The following is a 19053-nucleotide window of genomic DNA, read 5'->3' as shown; positions in this document are numbered from 1 at the left end:
CGTAGCGGTTTTCCGTTCGGAATGCGTAAACGCCCTAAAGTGTCGCGTCGCTCGAGGGTCTGCCGACGCTCGTATAGGCAAAGCCGTGCTTTGTGACCTCGTCATGGCGATAGATGTTTCTAAGGTCGACGAGGACCGGAGCCTTCATGATGGATTTGAGCCGGACAAAATCCAGCGCGCGGAACTGGTTCCATTCCGTCACGATGACGAGCGCATCGGCGCCGCGGGCGGCGCTATAAGCATCGTCGGCATAGGCAATGTTGTCGATGACGAGCCGTGCATTGTCCATGCCTTCGGGATCGTAGCCGGTCACCGTGGCGCCGGCATCCTGCAGCGTCTGAATGATCGAGATCGCCGGGCTGTCGCGCATGTCGTCGGTATTCGGCTTGAACGTCAGACCGAGGACTGCGACCGTCTTGCCTCGGATATCGCCGCCCATGGCCGTGACGACCTTGCGGCCCATGGCGCGCTTGCGGTTGTCGTTGATCGATACGGTCGTTTCGATGAGGCGCACGGGACTGTCGTAATCCTGCGCGGTCTTGGCAAGCGCCAGCGTATCCTTCGGAAAGCAGGAGCCGCCATAGCCCGGTCCGGCATGCAGGAATTTCGAGCCGATGCGGCCATCGAGCCCGATGCCGCGCGAGACCTCCTGCACATTGGCGCCGACCTTCTCGCAGAGATCGGCCATCTCGTTGATGAAGGTGATCTTCATGGCGAGGAAGGCGTTGGCTGCGTATTTGATCAGTTCAGACGTGCGGCGGGAGGTAAAGAGCAGCGGCGCCTGGTTGAGATAGAGCGGGCGGTAAACTTCTGTCATGACGCCGCGGGCGCGCTCGTCATTGAGGCCGATGACGATGCGGTCGGGACGCTTGAAATCCTCGATTGCGGCACCCTCGCGCAGGAATTCCGGATTGGAAACGACGGCGACGTCGGCTTGCGGATTGGTTTCGCGCACGATGCGCTCCACCTCGTCGCCGGTGCCGACGGGCACCGTGGATTTGGTGACGATGACGGTAAAGTCCTTCACATGCTCGGCGATCTCGCGAGCGGCGGCATGGACATAGGAGAGGTCGGCATGACCATCGCCGCGCCGCGAAGGCGTGCCGACCGCGATGAAGACGACATCGCTGGCGGCAACGCTTGTCTTTACATCCGTCGCAAAAGAGAGGCGGCCGGCGCGCACGTTTTCGGCGACAAGCTGTTCCAGACCTGGTTCGAAGATCGGTATTTCGCCGCGCTTCAAGGCCTCGATCTTGCTGGCGTCCTTGTCGACGCAAATGACATCGTGGCCAAAATCGGCAAAGCAGACACCCGACACAAGCCCCACATAACCCGAGCCGATCATCGTGATGCGCATGAAATTTCAATCCTTTTGCTGGCGCTGGATCTTGCGTCGAGACACAAACCCGGCATGGGCGAATATCTGCGTTTATACACGGGATCGCCGGCAACGCCTATATGCGATGCCAGCTTTAGGCGAGTTACGACGGAAGTGTCACAGAAGCTTCGTTGATCTTCTGCTTGCGCGATCATCTTGTTTTTCAAGTGAAACGAAGCCTTTGCACTTTAGGTTTATCGTAGCCTCTTGCTTGTGATCGGCGGCGTGTTGCCACATGATGAATAGGGTGCGGCCGTTCCGCAGGGGCGGCAGTGTAGTGGGCGGTTCGGGACTCTTGCATGAAATCGACTTTCGCCGTGCGGACAATGCGGGCTGGCGAGCTGGAGCTCGCTTTGGAATGGGCTCGGCAAGAAGGCTGGAATCCTGGCCTTGACGACGCGCATGCCTTTTGGGAGGCAGACCCTGCCGGCTTTCTGATCGGCGCCATCGGCGAGGTCCCCGTCGGCTGCATATCCGTCGTCCGCTATGGCGAGGCTTTCGCTTTTCTTGGTCTTTACATGCTCCATCCGGAGTTCCGTGGGCGAGGATACGGCAAGCAGCTTTGGAACAAGGGCATGGTGCTTGCCGGCAATCGCGTCGTCGGGCTGGATGGGGTCGTCGCGCAGCAGGAATATTACCGGCGGCACGGTTTCGAGATGGCCTATCGGACGCTCCGCTATGGCGGCATCCCCAAAGTGCCCGAGGTGGACGAACAGCAGGCAAGGCAGGTGATGCCGGTCGCGGATCGCAAGCTCGAGGCGCTGGTGCAGTATGACGCGGAAATTTTCCCCGGCCTGCGTCACTCCTTCATCCGGGCCTGGTGCGGTGCTCCCGAAAGGCGGACATCCTTCATTGTCGGCGGCGGTAGCAGGGTTCGCGGTTACGGTACGATCCGCCGCTGTTTCGAGGGTTACAAGATCGGTCCGCTATTTGCCAACAAGCCGGAGGTCGCGCTTGCATTGATGAGCAAGCTGCTCGCCAAAGCCGATGGGCAGCCCGTCTATCTTGACGTGCCGGCCGATAATGCCCCGGCGATCCGGCTTGTTGAAGAGTGCGGCCTGTCTCCGGTATTCGAGACGGCGCGCATGTATCGGGGCAAGGCGCCGGAAATCCCGCTCGACCGCGTCTTCGGTGTCACCACGCTCGAGCTTGGTTAGCTGTTGTCGACCCGGTGCCGCGCGGGGTGTCAACGATAGCGTTGCCCTGCGGGACGATCTGGGTTTGGACGAGCGTGGATCATCCCCAGGGAAGGCCGTCGAAAGGGCCGCGGAACTGCAACACGGGAAAAATCCTGTTGGAGGGGCTGATTCGTCATGCAAAAAGCCGATTCTCCTGAGACAACAGGGTCGCTTTCCCAAAAACAAAGCTTTATAGATGCGCGGGTTTGAGCAAGGCGCGCCGCCGCGCGCAGGAAGCGGGATTGGATAAATGGCGAATGTTGTAGTGATCGGCTCGCAATGGGGTGACGAAGGCAAGGGCAAGATTGTCGACTGGCTTTCGGAACGCGCCGACGTGATTGTACGCTTTCAGGGCGGTCATAATGCCGGTCATACGCTTGTCGTCGACGGTGTCAGCTACAAGCTTGCGCTGCTACCCTCCGGGCTCGTGCGCGGCAAGCTGAGCGTCATCGGCAATGGCGTCGTAGTCGATCCCCATCATTTCGTTGCCGAAGTGGAAAAGCTGCGCGCCCAGGGTATCGCGGTTACTCCCGATGTTCTGCGCGTTGCCGAGAACGCGCCGCTGATCCTGTCGCTGCACCGTGATCTGGATGCCATGCGCGAAGATGCCGCCTCCAACAGCGGCACGAAGATCGGTACCACGCGCCGCGGCATCGGCCCGGCCTATGAGGACAAGGTCGGCCGCCGCGCCATTCGCGTCATCGACCTTGCCGAGCCGGAAACGCTGCCCGCCAAGATCGACCGGCTGCTGACGCATCACAACGCGCTGCGCCGCGGCATGGGCGTCGACGAAATCTCCTTCGACGCCCTGCACGAGGAGCTGAGCTCCGTTGCGGAGCATATCCTTCCCTATATTGATCAAGTCTGGCGATTGCTCGACGAGCAGCGCAAGGCCGGCGCCCGCATTCTTTTCGAAGGTGCGCAGGGCGCGCTCCTGGACAATGACCACGGCACCTATCCGTTCGTGACCTCGTCCAACACAGTCGCCGGCCAGGCCGCAGCCGGCTCGGGCCTCGGCCCGACGGCGCTCGGCTATGTGCTCGGCATCACCAAGGCCTACACGACCCGTGTCGGCGAGGGGCCGTTCCCCTGTGAACTGCATGACGAGATCGGCAAGCATCTGTCGACCGTCGGCCGCGAGGTGGGCGTCAATACCGGCCGTCCGCGCCGCTGCGGTTGGTTCGATGCCGTACTGGTGCGCCAGACCGTGAAGACTTCTGGTATTACCGGCATTGCGCTTACTAAGCTCGACGTGCTCGACGGCTTGGACGAGCTGAAGATCTGCGTCGGCTACAAGCTCGACGGCAAGGAGATCGATTATCTGCCGGCGAGCCAGGCAGCGCAAGCCCGCGTCGAGCCGGTCTACATCACGCTCGAAGGCTGGAAGGAATCGACTGTCGGCGCCCGCAAATGGGCCGATCTGCCGGCGCAGGCAATCAAGTATGTGCGTCAGGTGGAAGAGCTGATCGGCGCGCCCGTGGCGCTGCTTTCGACCAGCCCGGAGCGCGAGGACACCATACTTGTGACCGACCCCTTTGAGGGCTAGAGTTGCGTATCTATGACGAATCCCGGCCCGGCTGCGCGCCGGGCATCATGAGAAAGTACTGATGGCGGATTTTGTAGCAGTTATTCGACGGGCCGTTGACGGCCTGACGGACAATACTCCCGAGATGCGGGTCAAGGTTTACGATCGAGCTCGTGGGGCCGTGCAACGGCAGCTCGAGAGCATGAAGCCGCGCCCGCCCGAGGAAATGCTGCGTCGCCAGCTCGACAAGCTTGAGGCAGCGATCGTCGAGGTCGAGGCCGAACATGCCGAAGCCTTGCCGGGCGGCGAGGAGCCGCCGGTTGCGGAAGCGCCTGCGCCGCATGAAGAGATCGCTCACGATTATCATGGGGCCGAGGAAGTCCACACTGAGCCGCATGAGGAAGAGCCCGCTCCGGCACCTGCCGAGGCTCATGTCCATGAGGAACCGGCCGCCGCTGCGCCGGTCGAGGAAGAGCCGGATTATGACGCGCCAGCCGCGCACGTCGAAGAGAGCCATGCGCCAGAGCACCAGCCCGCTGAGGAATGGAGCGAGCCGCATGGGGCAGATGAGCCTTTTGCTCCGGTTGCCGAGCATGCCGGCGTCGAGCACCATGCCGAGGTTCACGAGGAACCGGCTCTTGAGCCGGTTTACCATGAAGAGCCGCAGAGGCACTGGGAAGAGCCGCAACAGCATACGGAGCCGCACCATGTGGAAGAGGCACCGGCAGTCGCTGCAGCAGCCGCGCCGCATGTGCCGCCAAGGCCGGCTGACGATGTCATAAGCCAGGTCGAACAGATCTGGGCGGAGGTGGATGCGCCGGCGTCCCACGCCGCGCCGGGATCGGCGGCGGCCCGTCACAACGAGCCGGTCATGCCGGCCGCAGCTTTTACGGAAGCGCCCTTTGGCCAACCGGTAGAAGGGCCGGTCAATTCCAAGGCGCCTGCCGTCAACACCGGTTTCGCCTGGGATGCGGATGTCTTCGAGGAACTGCAGCCTATACCGGCGGTCTCCAAGCCCGCGCAGCAGCTAGCCCGGCAAATGCCTGAAAATGCCTTCGACGATGTCGATCTCTTTGCGGATGTGCATCCGTCCAGGAAAACCGCGTCCGAAGCCGATGCCACCAATGACGGCTGGCGTGAATTGAAGGAGCTTGCCGGCTTCGACAAGCGCGCCGAAGACGAACGTCGCGGGGGTTCTGCCGTTCCCCCTGATCTCGATCAGGCGATGGCTGCGAAACTGCAGGGCCGCAGCTTCCGCATGGAGCCGAAGCGTCGCCGGATCAATGTCACCGGTATCATCGTCACGCTCGTCTGCCTTGCGGTCGTTGGGGGCGGTGGCTATGCAGCCTGGCTGAACCGCGACGCACTCAATAATATGGTGACGAAGCTTGTCAGCTCCGCGCCGAAGAAGGCGGCGACGCCTGCGACTTCGGATACGGCAAGCAGCAACACGCCGAACAACGGCAATGCTGCAGCGCCTGCCCAGTCGACGGCCGCGCCGCAGCAGGCCAATACAGCCGCTCAGCAGCCGGCGGGAGCGGGCAAAACGGATACCGCCGCGTTGGGCAGCGATCCGAATACGGTCAATACGAAATTCACCCAGCGTCTTCTGGCGAATGGCACCGAAGAGGACGAAGGCCCTGCTCCAAACGGGCAGCCCGGCCTGGTCGAAGGCAAATCCGTAGCCGAGCAGAACGTTGCCTCTGCCGCGACGCCGCCGGCTGCCAACAATGCCGGTACGGTTCAGAGCCAAGCTCCTGCGACCGCCGCCCCGGGCACTCCATCCGCTTCGACCGACCAGCAGCCGCCTGCCGCCGGCCAGCAGCAACAGGCGGTCGCCAATCAGCCGCCGCCGGTGACGCAGCAGACCGCTCCGTCAACCGACGGACAGAAGGTTTTCCTCTACGAGGAGCGCCTCGGTCAGACGTCGCCCACGGCCTTCCAGGGCACGGTCAGCTGGTCGTTGCAGGAAGGCAAGGGGCCTGACGGCCGGCCGGAGCCTTCGGTGCAGGGTCTGATTACCGTTCCGGATCGCGGCCTGACTGCGACGATCACCGTTTCGCGGAATTCGGACTCTTCGCTGCCGGCCAGCCATCTGATCGAGCTTGCCTTCCAGGTGCCGCCGAATTTCGAAGGGGGGGCGATCGACAACGTCCAGCGCGTGGCGTTGAAGGCGACGGAGCAGGATCGCGGCGATGCGTTGATCGCGGTTCCGGCCAAGGTTACTGACGATGTCTACATGGTCGCGCTCAACGATTTCCCGGATGCCCGCAAGACCAATCTCGATCTTTTGAAGAGCCGCAACTGGATCGATATCCCAATCGTCTATCGCAATGGCCGGCGGGCGCTGTTGACCATGGAAAAAGGCCCGACCGGCACGGATGCTTTCAACAAAGCGATTGCGGAGTGGCAGGCCCTCGGCGGTGTTGCTTCGAGCGGCCAGTAAGTCATCTTAAATCGATGAATATGAAAAAGGCGGGTTTTGGCCCGCCTCTTTCTTTCTAGACTGCGAATGTGCGAAGCAGAGATCGTTATGCGGTCGCCTCGACGACGCGCAGCGCCTTGGCGCGCTCCAGAGCGTCCTTCTGGACGGCTTCCTGCACCTTTTCGAAGGCGCGAACCTCGATCTGGCGCACGCGCTCGCGGCTGATGTCGAACTCGGACGACAGGTCCTCCAGTGTCACCGGCTCCTCGGCGAGACGGCGTGCCTCGAAGATGCGGCGTTCGCGGTCGTTCAGGACGCCCATGGCGCGTGCCAGCATGCGGCGGCGGGTATCGAGCTCGTCCTGTTCGATCAGTACATCTTCCTGGCTGTCGTGGTCATCGACGAGCCAATCCTGCCACTGACCGGAATCGCCTTCTGAAGCCTTGATCGGCGCATTCAGCGAAGCGTCGCCGGACAGGCGGCGGTTCATCGAAACGACTTCTTCTTCCGAGACGTTCAGCTTGGTGGCGATCTCGGTGACGTGTTCCGGCTTCAAATCGCCGTCGTCGATGGCCTGGATGCGGCCCTTCAGACGGCGCAGGTTGAAGAACAGGCGCTTCTGGTTGGCCGTCGTGCCCATCTTTACCAGCGACCACGAGCGCAGGATATATTCCTGGATCGAGGCCTTGATCCACCACATGGCATAGGTGGCCAGGCGGAAACCGCGTTCCGGATCGAATTTCTTCACGGCCTGCATCAGGCCGACATTACCTTCGGACACGACTTCGCCGATCGGCAAGCCATAGCCGCGATAGCCCATGGCGATCTTCGCCACGAGGCGCAAATGGCTGGTGACGAGCTTATGCGCAGCCTGGCGGTCGGCATGTTCCGCATAGCGCTTGGCGAGCATGTACTCTTCCTGCGGCTCCAGCATCGGGAACTTGCGGATTTCGTCGAGATAACGATTGAGGCCGGCTTCTCCGGCAGCAATGGACGGTAAGGTATTACGGGCCATGATCTTGCACCCTCCTATTCGAGATTTGGTTCCTTCTGGGGGCGTATTTTGCGCGCCTTCTGCGAAGCGGACCAAGGTGTACGGGTCCTGCGACCCCGCACTTAACCAATGTAAAGATAAGTACGGCGAAACGGTGATTCAAGGATGCGGTCACGCAAGTGTTATATCGGCGTGACCGCAGGTCTCGCCGGAACATCGCCCTTGGGATGATCCTCCCGAATAATCCAGCGCCACGCGGCATGACCACATCGACCTCCCAAACGCGGTCGCGTTTTCGGTCAGCACAGGCGCTCGGACATCGGTCCTTCATACGCGATATTATAGGGCGGGAGACGGCTGGCGTCCAGTCATTGCGACGTTCGACGCCTAGTCCCTCAATGCAGCCGCCAATTCCTCCATGTCATCGGGCAGCGGCGCTTCGAAGCGCATGACTTCGCCGGTACGAGGATGCTCAAACTGCAGCATATAGGCATGCAGTGCCTGGCGCGTGAAGCGATGGACGGCCTGCTTTGCGGCTTCCGGCAGGAGATTGGCCTTGGTCTTGAAGCCCCCGCCGTAAACGGCGTCGCCGAGCAGCGGATGGCCGATGTGGGCCATATGCACGCGGATCTGGTGCGTGCGACCTGTTTCCAGGTGGCACTCGATCAGTGAGGCAAGCGCAGTCGCGTCCGGTGTTTCGTGAAAACGTTCCAGTACTTCGTAATGTGTGATCGCCTCATCGGCATCCTGCGAATCCGGGCGCTTGACGGCGCGGCGCGTGCGGTCGCTGCTCGACCGGCCAAGATGGGCATCGATGGTGCCGATGAGCTGGCGGGGGCGGCCCCAGACGATCGCCTGATAGGCACGCTCCAGGGAGGTGGTGCGGCCGTGATCGGCAAATTGCAATGAGAGATGCCGGTGCGCGACATCGTTCTTGGCGACGACCATGACACCGGTGGTATCCTTGTCCAGCCGATGCACGATACCCGGCCGGCGAACGCCGCCGATGCCGGAAAGGCTGCTGCCGCAATGGTGGATCAGCGCATTGACCAGCGTGCCCGTCCAATTGCCTGCGCCGGGATGGACAACCAGGCCGGCGGGCTTGGAGATGACGATGACATCCTCGTCCTCATAAAGCACGTCGAGCGGGATATCCTCGCCCTGCGGTGTCGGATCTTCCAGTTCGGGCATCGTGATCTCATAGACGTCGCCGGGGCGCACTTTGCGCTTGGCATCCGTCACCGGCGTGCCCTTGAGCAAAACGGCACCGTCCTTGATTAGCGCCTGCACCCGGCTGCGGGAAAATTCCTCGCCGATCTCGGCCGTCAGCCATGAATCCAGCCGTCCTTCGGCATTTTCATCGGCGGTTAGGACTTTTCTGTTGTCCGCGGCTTCTTTAAAGGGGTCGCTCAAACATATTCTCCGGCGCGCAAAGCGCTCTACTGGAAGCAAGGACGCATCAATGACGAATCTCGAGCCAGACGATCAAGAGGAAAAGCCCCTCGATCCGGCCCTGGAGAAAGTCCGACGCAAGATGATCCGCCTGCAGATCGTCTCCGCGGCCGTCATGGTGGTGAGCCTTATGGCCGTCTTCGGCGCCGTTGTCTACAAGACGATGAAGCCGGCGGCCAAGCCCGCGGGCCAGGCGGCGTCCGGTATCCCGTCCGATGCTCCCGTTGCCGTGACGGCTCTGCTGCCGGCGGGCTTTACGGTGCAGTCCACAGCTCTGTCGGGCAATCAGGTGCTGTTCTACGGCACGCTTGCCGGCGGCCAGCGCCAGGCCATCGTCTTCGACTACGGTATCGGCCGCATCGTGGCGACCATATCGCTGTCCAATTGACGGTTCGAGGATGATGAGCGGGCGGCTGATCGAGATTACGCATCCCGACGATCCGCGCATCGCCGAATTCCGTGACATCCGCGAACGCGATCTCACGGGCCGCGACAGCCGGTTCATCGCGGAAGGAACTGTCGTGCTGCGGCTTCTTGCCGACGCACATGCGGCCGCTGGCGATTTCGCCGCCGAAAAGGTGCTGCTCCTCAAGAATCGCGTCACGGGACTTGGCGATATCATCGATAGTTTCCCCGACGACGTTCCAATCTATGTCGCCGATGCTGAGGTGCTCGACGGCATCGTCGGCTTTCATCTGCATCGCGGTGTTCTGGCCCTGGGGCATAGGGCGGCGGAAAGCGGGATCGACGCCTTTCTTGATCGTCTTCCGAAGCAGTCGCTCGTGCTCGTCGGCTGCGGTATTTCCAACCACGACAATATAGGTTCCATGTTCCGCAATGCCGCGGCCTTCGGCGCGGCTGCGGTGCTGCTGGACGAAAGCTGCTGCGATCCGCTCTATCGCAAGGCGCTCCGGGTTTCGGTCGGCTCGATCCTGACCGTGCCCTACTGCCGGCAGTTGGGCGGGCCCGAATTGCTCGCATCGCTTGCCGGATACGGGTTTGCGATCTGGGGTCTGTCGCCGCGTGGCGCGTCGGATATTCGCGACGTCCCGGCTTCGGAGCGCATGGCGCTCGTGGTCGGCGCGGAAGGGGATGGCCTGCCCGAAAGCGTTCTTTCCGCGTTCGGCAGCGTGCGGATTCCGCAGGTTCCCGGATTGGATAGCCTCAATGTTGCGACAGCAAGCGGTATCGCCCTTTTCGAGATGGCGGCAAAGAACGGGCGCATCTAAGCGGGCTTGTGCCCCTGCGTTCAGGGATGCTTCGGCAGTATGGCGGCGACACGGTCGGCGAGGCTGATGCGAGCGCCGGGCTCAACTGGTTCTCGATTCTTCGGCAGCAGATCGAAGATCGGCGAGCCGTCGCCCTCTTTAAGCGCCGTCAGGGCGACCATATTGGCGGCGATCTTGGCGATTTCTTCGCGCATGGCATCGTCATGGGCCGGCGTGCGGGCCTTCAGCAGGCGGTCCGACAGAGCGGCGGCCCGATTGCGAACCTCTTCCGTCATCTGGGCGATTTCATCTTCCACTATTCGTTCCGGTTCCATTGCCTGCGGCGGCGCGGCTATGGACCCTTGCTCGCTGGGGCTGCCGGCAATCATCGGCGCGGCAGCGAGTTTCGGTGTTCTTGCCGTCTTCTTCGGTGGCGTGAGGCCTGCGGCGCGCAGCGCCTTGCCGGCTTCCTTCGATTCGGTGATGGCCGCCTCGAGCCGTTCCCTGAGGCGGGTAACATCCTGGGCCTGGCGTTCAATCGCGGTTTCCTTGTCGGCATTGCCGGCGATCTCGCGATCGAGGCGTTCTTCGAGCCGCTTGTTCCTGTCGCTTTCCTGGCGCAGCGATTGTTCGGCATCCGCAGCGCGCAGGTTTGCTGCGTTCAGATCCCGGCGCAGCGTATCGCGCTCGTCGCGCAATGTGTTGATGCGCAGCTTCAGGCTCTCGATTTCGGTTTCGCGGGCCGCCAGATCGATCCTGAGATTGTCCGCATCGGCACCCATTTTCGTCATCCGCTTGCGCAAGCTGTCGATATCTGCCTCCTTCTCGGCGCTGGCCTGCTCGGCGGCATGGATGCTCGATTTCAGCTGGCTGATATAGCTCTCTTCGTGACGCAGGCGCGAGCGCAGTTCACCTGCCTCCACCTCCAGATCGTCGATGCGCGTCTGCAACTCCGCGCTTGCGGCGGAAAGACGGCTTGCTTCCTGCTGAAGCTTGCCGTTCTGGATCTGCAGCGCGACGGTCTTGTCGCGCTCCTGCGTCAGAGCATGTTCCGTCCGCGCGTTTTCGGCTGCGAAGAGGGCGCGTGCCATGTCCTTCTGCGCGCGCACTTCCTGCGGGCTCAAGGGCATGGTCGCCCTAAGGCGTTTTTCGGTGAACCAGACGATACGACGATGGATTGCCGGCGCGATGAGAAAGACCAATAGAGCGGCCGTCAGAAAGCCCAATCCGAACAAGAGAGCAAATTGAATCACGACGCAGCCAGTATCCTGGAGTTATGTTCAAGGTCTATGAAATGATTAATCATGGGTTAGCCACACGGGCAAGCGTTTAACGCGGATATGGTTTATCGGCGTAGAGCCTGATTTACGAAAAGAAAAGGCCCGCAAGTGACGCGGGCCGAGGCGTGTGCTGCTTGGGAGGCCGTATGGGAAGATCGGTTCAGAAGGGGTTCCAGGTCGGGTTCGGCGTGACCTTCAGATAACCCATGTTGATGCCGAGGCGTGCGCCGAGGCCCGTGCGGATCGGAACGAGCACGATGTTGTTGTTCTTGAGGACCGTCATGCCGAAGCCGGCAACCACGAAGGCCTGGCCGCTGACGCCGCCGAAGCGGGTATAGACGCTGTCGACGCTGGGCAGATCATAGACCAGCATCATGACGCGGGTGCCCTGGCCGCCGTAGTCGAAGCCGAGTGATGGTCCCTGCCAGTAGAGCGGATGCTCGCCGGCATTCTTGGTGTTGAGCTGGCCTTCGCCATAGGTCAGGCCGGCGAGGAACGCACCGGAGCCTTCCTGGCCTAGGATGTAGCCGTTCGGCAGGCCATATTGCTGGAAGGCTCGCTCGACCACCTTGGCAAGGCCACCGCTGGTGGAGCCGAAGAAGGAGTGGCCCGCATCGACGATTTCCTGGGCCGAATACTGATTGGTAGGCGCGGCAGAGGCCTGACGGATCGGCAATGCGAAACTCACGAATGCGACAATGGCCAGAATCAGGCCGAGACCGAGCGTTCTGGTGCCGAAGCTTGGCATTCTCTTCAGGAATTCATAGCGCATGGAAGTCTTCCGTTCATCATGGTCGGTAGTCGGGGCAAGGATGCCGGCGCATTCGAAAAAACGCCCCAGCACGACATGCCCCTGATCTCAGACTTTCCGCCCTTCCATCGCTGGACGATTCGCGCGCGAACGAGTCTGATGGTGATGAACGCATTTTGCGTCGATGGTCTTAACAATCGGTTTACCAAATATGGTGTCATTATGGCGCGCGGTACACTGGCTGCGAAACCCTCGAGCAACCTTACCGTGGCAAGGTGGACCATTCGCTTTGCCCTGCCAGCATTCAGGAGACAATGAATGTCGAAAAATCCCAATCTCACTCTGACCGGACCGGATCTGGCCGCGCTGCTGTGCAGCCGCGTCTGCCATGACGTGATCTCGCCGGTCGGAGCGATCAACAATGGCCTGGAGCTGCTCGACGAGGGTGGTGCCGACGCCGACGCGATGGATCTGATCCGCACCAGCGCGCTCAACGCTTCCGTCCGGCTGAAATTCGCGCGGCTTGCCTTCGGCGCCTCCGGCTCCGTCGGTGCTTCGATCGACACCGGCGAAGCGGAACGGGCCGCCAAGGATTTCGCCGCTGCCGAGAAAAAGACCGAGGTCAGCTGGGTCGGTCCGCGCGCTATCATCGCCAAGAACCGCGTGAAGCTGCTGCTCAATCTCTTCCTCGTTGCCTATGGCGCCATTCCGCGCGGCGGCAACATCGAAGTGACACTCGAAAATCCCGAATTCGAGGCAAAATTCAGGATCACCGCCAAGGGGCGGCTGATGCGCATTCCGCCGAAGTTCGCCGAGATTTGCTCCGGCACGCTGGAGGAGGCCATCGATGCACATTCGATCCAGCCCTACTACACGGTGCTTCTTGCCGAGGAGAGCGGCATGGAGCTTTCCTATAATGCGACGCCGGAGGAATTGACCTTCGTTGCGGCGATGGCAGCCGAATAACGGTTCGATCCATCCTCGTTTTCGCCCGCAGTCGGTCACCGGCTGCGGGCTTATTTTTTCGTGTGTCAAAAATTCTGTGCAATCTTGAGGTTGTCCGCTCAATTGACAATGTAGCGGTAACGAATCCTTAGCTTGCTGCTCCTATCGTTTCAATTTGAAGCCGACATCGGACGATGGCGGTGACGTAAGGGAGCTCACACATGCAGCGGTTCATGATTACGGATACGTCGGATGTCGTACGCAAAGTCGGCAAACGGATCCTGTCCGAACTGGATTTTCTCGTGAGTGAAGCCGGGGATGCCCGCGAAGCGCTGATGCGCTGCCAAGCCGAAATTCCGGATTATCTGATCGTCGACGCCGGCATGGATGGGGCGCTCGATCTCATCGCCAACATCCGCGCCATGCCTGAAGGCAAGGATGTGAAGATCTATTACTGCGTTGTCGAGGCCGATCTTCGCAAGCTGATGGCCGGGAAGCGCGCGGGCGCCACGGATTTTCTGCTGAAGCCCTTCGATCGCAAGATTCTCACGGCCATCTTCGGCAATCGCGCCGCCGCCGCCTGAATGAGACGAGATAGATTGCAGCAGACAGCCGCCCCTTTGAGGCGGCTTTTTTCGTTCCATTTTCAGGAACCAATAAAAATCCCGCCTCGGAAGGCGGGATTTCTGCATGCCGGCGGTAAAAACGGGGAGGCGGCTCAGGCGCTTTCGGCGAAATCGCTGCTGTCGGGCTCGCGCAGCACGTAGCCGCGGCCCCAGACCGTTTCGATATAGTTGGCGCCGCCGGCGGCGTTTGCCAGCTTCTTGCGCAGCTTGCAGATGAAGACGTCGATGATCTTCAGTTCCGGCTCGTCCATGCCGCCATAAAGGTGGTTGAGGAACATTTCCTTGGTGAGCGTCGTGCCCTTGCGCAGCGAGAGCAGCTCCAGCATCTGATATTCCTTGCCGGTCAGATGCACCCGCTGGCCGCCGACTTCGACGGTCTTGGCGTCGAGGTTGACGATCAGTTCGCCGGTCATGATCACGGACTGGGCATGGCCCTTGGAGCGGCGGACGATGGCGTGAATGCGGGCGACCAGCTCGTCCTTGTGGAAAGGCTTGGTCATGTAGTCGTCGGCGCCGAAGCCGAGGCCGCGAACCTTGTCCTCGATGCCGGCCATGCCGGAGAGGATGAGGATCGGCGTCTTAACCTTCGAAAGGCGCAGCGTGCGCAGCACTTCGTAGCCGGACATATCGGGAAGATTGAGATCGAGAAGGATGATGTCGTAGTCGTAGAGCTTTCCAAGATCGACGCCTTCCTCACCGAGATCGGTGGTATAGACGTTGAAACTTTCGGATTTGAGCATCAGCTCGATGCTCTGCGCCGTCGCGCTATCGTCTTCAATGAGTAGAACCCGCATAATTGTCCCCTTTACCGCCGCCGAAAGGTCGTCAGCCCCTTAACGCGATACCGATCAAATCACTGCTTGATTTGGAAGCTGCCATGTAATGGTTAACAAATTCTGATTCACTCTGGCAAGTCGTATCGAATTTATTAAATAATTTTTCCATTACACTGTTTTCCAACGATAATCAGTGAAATCGACTCCTAAAGTATCGCATTAACAACCAACGCCAAGTGATTCATCCGACTCACCAATGCCGATATGCCGAATTCCGACCGCAACATTTACCGAGCCTTAAATCATTGCGCCTATCATTAACGATGCCCGTAAACGAAAGGTTACCAGCGGTAGGCTTTTATTAAGATCGCTGGAAATTTTTTTAACCAAGCCGTCTCAAAGCGGTGCGGCGAACGGGGATATCGAGAGCCGGGGTCTCGCATCACGGGAGTAATGCGTATGAAGTCACGTGAGAGCCTTGTTCGCCTGAAAGAATTTCAGGTGAACGAAAAACGCCGTCAGCTGCAGCAGTTGCAGATGATGATGGCGGAGTTTGACCGCATGACGAAGGAGCTGGAAAGCCAGATCGTCGTCGAGGAGAAGAAGTCCGGCATTTCCGATCCGAGCCACTTCGCCTACCCGACCTTTGCCAAGGCTGCACGCCAGCGTGCGGACAATCTGCAGGTGTCGATTCGTGAGCTGCAGGTTCAGGAAGAGGCACTGGAAAACTCGCTCGAGGAAATGCAGGCCGAATATGCCAAGGCCGCAGCACTCGAAGAGCGGGATGCTTCGGGTCCGGCGCGGGCACGCGCCTGAGATCCCAATTGCGTCATCTCCTTCGGATCAAGCATCATGGCGATGCGGGTCCATCGTTGGAATGCGAAGGGGTATGGCGGCGGTATTGAAGGCTGCGCATGACTGGCCGTGACGGGGCCGGCCATGCGCAGCTTTTGCATTTTGAGAAGCAATCCGGCCGAGCGGACGGATTTTTGCCTGCACATTCGCGCGATATACTGCCTTTGCCTCCGCGCATCAGAGATTGACGACGTCGCGCCAGTCGTCATGACGTTGCGCCTGCGCCTTGAAGAAGGGGCAGAGCGGGATGATCTTCCAGCCGCCGCGCCGCGCTTCCTCGACGGCGTGAAGCGACAGCGCCTGGCCCACCCCTCTGCCACGCAGAGCATCGGGCACGCCGGTGTGATCGATAATGATCAGCTTGGGAGATGTGCGGGAAAAGGTCATTTCCGCCTCGTGGCCGTCGACGGTTGCGACATAACGGCCGCCGGATGCATTGTTTTCGTTGCGAATATCCATGATTTTCTTCCTTGTCGCGTCTGATGGAGCAAGGATTGCATGTGCTCTGGCATCTGCCAACCATCGAGATTGGTAACGGATCGTTCCGTTTAAGTTGATGTCGAAAATACGGTCGGGCCAGGCCCTTTAGCGCTGGGCAGGCTTAACCGTTAGGGCACACTTCGACAAATAATTCGGGCCTCTTCCGTGAGAAAAGAGGCCCGAACACAAAAAAGGATTAGTGGTGCTGTCGCTGCTGTCAGTGGCGATACTGCTGTATGCGCGTCGTCCGGAGGCCAGCCAGGCCATGGGTATTGATGGACGACTGCCAGGAGAGGAACTCTTCGACGGTCAACGTATAACGTTCGCAGGCTTCTTCCAAGCTGAGCAGACCACCACGCACGGCGGCGACAACCTCTGCCTTACGACGAATGACCCAGCGGCGCGTATTCGGCGGCGGAAGGTCTGCTATCGTCAGCGGGCTGCCATCGGGGCCGATGACATACTTCACTCGGGGACGTATCATTTCGGTCATTGGACTCTCTACACACACTCAAGACCACGTGTGGCACTCTAGCTTGCCACATTTAAAAATTGCCTAAGCCCCGGGTAAGACTTTGCTAATAATTTTAATCAATGTGGCGAGGTGCTGATTTGCGCATGTTTCGCCTGAGCAAAATACCCAAAACCCCTTGTGACTTCGGGGAAAATCGCATTCGTTCTATGATTTTTCGTCAGTAAAAACTTACGCTTCCGACGCGAAAATCGCGGAAGCCGGTACCCGCTCTCGGAGTCAGGAGAAGGCACAAGAATAGCTTTTTACTTGCAAAAGCAAACTTACGCCGAGACGTCGTGCTTCTGTCCGCCCCAGCAGATGAAGTGCGGATTGGCGAAATCGGCATCTTCGCTCTGGTCGGTCTTGCCATAGGTCAGAAGGCCGCCCTCAATGGTGACCGTCTTGCCGCCCGCGGCCCGCAACACGGCATCGCCGGCTGCCGTATCCCATTCCATGGTGCGGCCGAAACGCGGATAAACATCGGCTTTGCCCTCGGCGAGCAGGCAGAATTTCAGCGACGAGCCGATCGACGTGCAGCCGGAAACCGCATTGTCGGTCAGAAAGCCTTCGGTCTTGGCGTTGCTGTTGCAGCGGCTGGCAAGCGCGGTCAGCCTAGCCGGCGGTTCGCGCACGGCGATGGTCAGGCGGTCGGCAATGGAAAATTGCTCGTCGACGATCAGCTTGCTTGCCCTGCCGGGCTCACCGGTAAAAGCGACACCGAGCGCCGGAGCGTAGACAATGCCGATGACTGGGATACCATTCTCGACATAGGCGATATTGACGGTGAACTCATCCCGATGTTCGATGAATTCCCTGGTGCCGTCGAGCGGATCGACCAGAAAGAAGGCGCGGCCGCGCACATCCGGAATCTTGCCGGCTGAAACCTGCTCTTCGGCAATGGCGGGAATATGGGGAAAATCGCGTTCGAGGTGTCTGAGAATAATGGTTTCGGCGCGTTCGTCGGCGAGCGTGACGGGGCTCATGTCTTGCTTCAAGGCAACCGAATAGCCGGCACGATAGACCTCCAGAATGGCCTTTCCTGCTTCGAGCGCCGCCTTTTCGAATGTTGCAAGCATGTGCTTCTTCGTCTTCCGCGCGCTGTCCGCGCCTGAATTCTCCGGACATTATATATAGGACGTTGCGATTGCGAAGTTTAGACTTCCGATGTCCCGGCTTTCTTCGCTTAGCGCTTGCGCGAGGGTTTAGCAACAGCGCTCCCCTTGCGTGCAAAACGGGCAGACCTTTCGGCTGGCCGGCGATGTATTCTTCTCGGCAGCCGATGCTCTCCGTCACTGCGCATTCGGAAAAGATCATGTTCTGTTTGCGAAGCTTTTTCGTCCTTCCGGGACTTGTCGTTTTTATTGCATATGCGAATGTGCGGCCGGACAGCATCGGGATGAATGCATGCGATATTCGGCATATCAGCTTCTAAAACAGGCGTTTTCGGGCAATCGTCATTGGCAGCCGGTGTGGCGGACCCCGGAGCCGAAGCCGCATTATGACGTAATCATCGTCGGCGGCGGCGGCCATGGGCTGGCGACCGCCTATTACCTCGCCAAGGAATTCGGCATTACCAATGTCGCGGTGCTGGAAAAGAGCTATATCGGCTCCGGCAATGTCGGCCGCAACACGACGATCATCCGCTCCAACTATCTGCTGCCCGGCAACGAGCCCTTCTACGAATTCTCGATGAAGCTCTGGGAAGGGCTGGAGCAGGACTTCAATTACAATGCCATGGTGTCCCAGCGCGGCATCGTCAATCTATTCCATTCCGATGGCCAACGCGATGCCTATGCCCGGCGCGGCAATGCCATGCGCATGCACGGCGTCGACGCGGAACTGCTCAGCCGCGAGCAGGTTCGCCGCATGATGCCTTACCTGAACTTCGATCATGCCCGTTTTCCGATCCTCGGCGGCCTCATGCAGCGGCGCGGCGGCACGGCGCGCCACGATGCGGTTGCCTGGGGCTATGCCCGTGGTGCCGACAGCCGCGGCGTCGATCTGATCCAGCAATGCGAGGTGATCGGCATTCGCCGCGAAAACGGCATCGTCACCGGCGTCGAGACCAATCGCGGCTTCATCGGCTGCAACAAGCTGGCGCTTGCGGCTGCAGGCCACACGTCGATCCTCGGCAAGATGGCCGATCTGGAATTGCCGATCGAGACGCATGTGCTGCAGGCCTTCGTTTCCGAGGGGTTGAAGCCCGTCATCGACAACGTCATCACCTACGGCGCGGGACACTTCTATATCTCGCAGTCGGACAAGGGTGGCTTGGTCTTCGGCGCCGATATCGACTACTACAGCTCCTATGCGCAGCGTGGCAATCTCGCCACCGTCGAGCATACGATGGAGGAGGGAGTGTCACTCATCCCCGGCCTGTCGCGCGTGCGCGTGCTGCGCACCTGGGGCGGGGTCATGGATATGAGCATGGACGGCTCGCCGATCATCGATCGCACGCCCATCGAAAATCTTTATCTGAACTGCGGCTGGAACTATGGCGGCTTCAAAGCGACGCCGGCTTCGGGCTTCTGCTTCGCGCATCTGATCGCCAGGGGCGAGAGCCACGACGTCAGCCGCCTTTTGCGGCTTGACCGCTTCGAGCGCGGCTTTGCGATAGACGAAGGCGGCAAGGGTCCGCAGCCGAACCTGCATTGAGGGCACAATAC

Annotated in this window: 18 protein-coding genes; 9 read left to right on the top strand and 9 right to left on the bottom strand. The window is 60.3% G+C overall.

Annotated elements, in window-relative coordinates; translation table 11 throughout:
• Nucleotides 1-34: 34 nt before the first annotated feature.
• A complete protein-coding gene (locus C7U61_RS14020; protein ID WP_106998649.1) occupies nucleotides 35-1357 on the bottom strand; it encodes a UDP-glucose/GDP-mannose dehydrogenase family protein in 1323 nt (440 codons plus the stop codon).
• A gap of 320 nt (nucleotides 1358-1677) precedes the next feature.
• Here C7U61_RS14020 and C7U61_RS14015 point away from each other — a divergent pair, with 320 nt between their 5' ends.
• The 3 genes from C7U61_RS14015 (at nucleotide 1678) to C7U61_RS14005 (ending at nucleotide 6527) form a co-directional block, all read left to right on the top strand.
• The gene (locus tag C7U61_RS14015) at nucleotides 1678-2535 is read left to right on the top strand and encodes a GNAT family N-acetyltransferase (protein ID WP_106998648.1); all 858 of its coding nucleotides are present in this window, start codon (nucleotides 1678-1680) and stop codon (nucleotides 2533-2535) included.
• A 271-nt stretch (nucleotides 2536-2806) separates the two neighbouring features.
• Complete coding sequence (locus C7U61_RS14010) at nucleotides 2807-4102, top strand: adenylosuccinate synthase (protein ID WP_106998647.1); 1296 nt, start codon at nucleotides 2807-2809, stop codon at nucleotides 4100-4102.
• A gap of 61 nt (nucleotides 4103-4163) precedes the next feature.
• Entirely contained in the window at nucleotides 4164-6527 is a 2364-nt protein-coding gene (locus tag C7U61_RS14005; protein WP_106998646.1) for a hypothetical protein, read from the top strand.
• Nucleotides 6528-6612: 85 nt separating this feature from the next.
• Here the strand turns inward: C7U61_RS14005 and rpoH are convergent, their stop codons facing one another.
• Nucleotides 6613-7521 carry an RNA polymerase sigma factor RpoH gene (gene rpoH, locus C7U61_RS14000; RefSeq protein ID WP_015340865.1) on the bottom strand — a complete coding sequence of 303 codons (909 nt, stop codon included), beginning with the start codon at nucleotides 7519-7521 and terminating at the stop codon, nucleotides 6613-6615.
• Between the two features lie 366 nt (nucleotides 7522-7887).
• Nucleotides 7888-8913, bottom strand: a complete 1026-nt coding sequence (locus C7U61_RS13995; RefSeq protein ID WP_106998645.1) for an RluA family pseudouridine synthase — start codon at nucleotides 8911-8913, stop codon at nucleotides 7888-7890.
• A gap of 49 nt (nucleotides 8914-8962) precedes the next feature.
• Between C7U61_RS13995 and C7U61_RS13990 the strand changes: the two genes are divergently transcribed.
• Together C7U61_RS13990 and C7U61_RS13985 are read left to right on the top strand one after the other, a co-directional pair.
• Complete coding sequence (locus C7U61_RS13990; protein WP_106998644.1) at nucleotides 8963-9340, top strand: hypothetical protein; 378 nt, start codon at nucleotides 8963-8965, stop codon at nucleotides 9338-9340.
• A gap of 10 nt (nucleotides 9341-9350) precedes the next feature.
• Nucleotides 9351-10181, top strand: coding sequence for an RNA methyltransferase (locus C7U61_RS13985; RefSeq protein WP_106998643.1), 831 nt, complete (start codon nucleotides 9351-9353; stop codon nucleotides 10179-10181).
• A 20-nt stretch (nucleotides 10182-10201) separates the two neighbouring features.
• On the opposite strand, the gene C7U61_RS13980 is transcribed toward C7U61_RS13985, so the two are convergent.
• Nucleotides 10202-11413, bottom strand: a complete 1212-nt coding sequence (locus C7U61_RS13980; protein ID WP_106998642.1) for a hypothetical protein — start codon at nucleotides 11411-11413, stop codon at nucleotides 10202-10204.
• Nucleotides 11414-11600: 187 nt separating this feature from the next.
• Entirely contained in the window at nucleotides 11601-12212 is a 612-nt protein-coding gene (locus C7U61_RS13975; protein ID WP_106998641.1) for an EipA family protein, read from the bottom strand.
• A 297-nt stretch (nucleotides 12213-12509) separates the two neighbouring features.
• Here C7U61_RS13975 and C7U61_RS13965 point away from each other — a divergent pair, with 297 nt between their 5' ends.
• Entirely contained in the window at nucleotides 12510-13157 is a 648-nt protein-coding gene (locus C7U61_RS13965; RefSeq protein WP_106998639.1) for a histidine phosphotransferase family protein, read from the top strand.
• 200 nt (nucleotides 13158-13357) lie between these two features.
• Complete coding sequence (locus C7U61_RS13960; protein WP_106998638.1) at nucleotides 13358-13720, top strand: response regulator; 363 nt, start codon at nucleotides 13358-13360, stop codon at nucleotides 13718-13720.
• Nucleotides 13721-13854: 134 nt separating this feature from the next.
• Here the strand turns inward: C7U61_RS13960 and ctrA are convergent, their stop codons facing one another.
• Nucleotides 13855-14556 (bottom strand): cell cycle two-component system response regulator CtrA, encoded by a 702-nt coding sequence (ctrA, locus tag C7U61_RS13955; protein WP_069611718.1) that lies wholly within the window; start codon nucleotides 14554-14556, stop codon nucleotides 13855-13857.
• Between the two features lie 441 nt (nucleotides 14557-14997).
• Here ctrA and C7U61_RS13950 point away from each other — a divergent pair, with 441 nt between their 5' ends.
• On the top strand, nucleotides 14998-15354 hold the full coding sequence (locus tag C7U61_RS13950; RefSeq protein ID WP_106998637.1) for a flagellar export protein FliJ: 357 nt from the start codon (nucleotides 14998-15000) through the stop codon (nucleotides 15352-15354).
• Between the two features lie 216 nt (nucleotides 15355-15570).
• Here C7U61_RS13950 and C7U61_RS13945 read toward each other — a convergent pair whose 3' ends face one another.
• The 3 genes from C7U61_RS13945 to cysQ all read right to left on the bottom strand — a co-directional run bounded on the left by C7U61_RS13945 (nucleotide 15571) and on the right by cysQ (nucleotide 17463).
• The gene (locus tag C7U61_RS13945; RefSeq protein WP_106998636.1) at nucleotides 15571-15852 is read right to left on the bottom strand and encodes a GNAT family N-acetyltransferase; all 282 of its coding nucleotides are present in this window, start codon (nucleotides 15850-15852) and stop codon (nucleotides 15571-15573) included.
• Nucleotides 15853-16090: 238 nt separating this feature from the next.
• Nucleotides 16091-16366, bottom strand: a complete 276-nt coding sequence (locus C7U61_RS13940; RefSeq protein ID WP_004107124.1) for a DUF1153 domain-containing protein — start codon at nucleotides 16364-16366, stop codon at nucleotides 16091-16093.
• 302 nt (nucleotides 16367-16668) lie between these two features.
• A complete protein-coding gene (gene cysQ, locus C7U61_RS13935) occupies nucleotides 16669-17463 on the bottom strand; it encodes a 3'(2'),5'-bisphosphate nucleotidase CysQ (RefSeq protein WP_106998635.1) in 795 nt (264 codons plus the stop codon).
• 328 nt (nucleotides 17464-17791) lie between these two features.
• On the opposite strand from cysQ, the gene C7U61_RS13930 reads away from it, so the two are divergent.
• Complete coding sequence (locus C7U61_RS13930; RefSeq protein WP_106998634.1) at nucleotides 17792-19042, top strand: sarcosine oxidase subunit beta family protein; 1251 nt, start codon at nucleotides 17792-17794, stop codon at nucleotides 19040-19042.
• Nucleotides 19043-19053: the final 11 nt, after the last annotated feature.

This window comes from Rhizobium sp. JAB6 (genome assembly GCF_003024605.1).
GTDB lineage: Bacteria > Pseudomonadota > Alphaproteobacteria > Rhizobiales > Rhizobiaceae > Rhizobium.
This window is presented reverse-complemented; position numbering and strand designations above follow the sequence as displayed.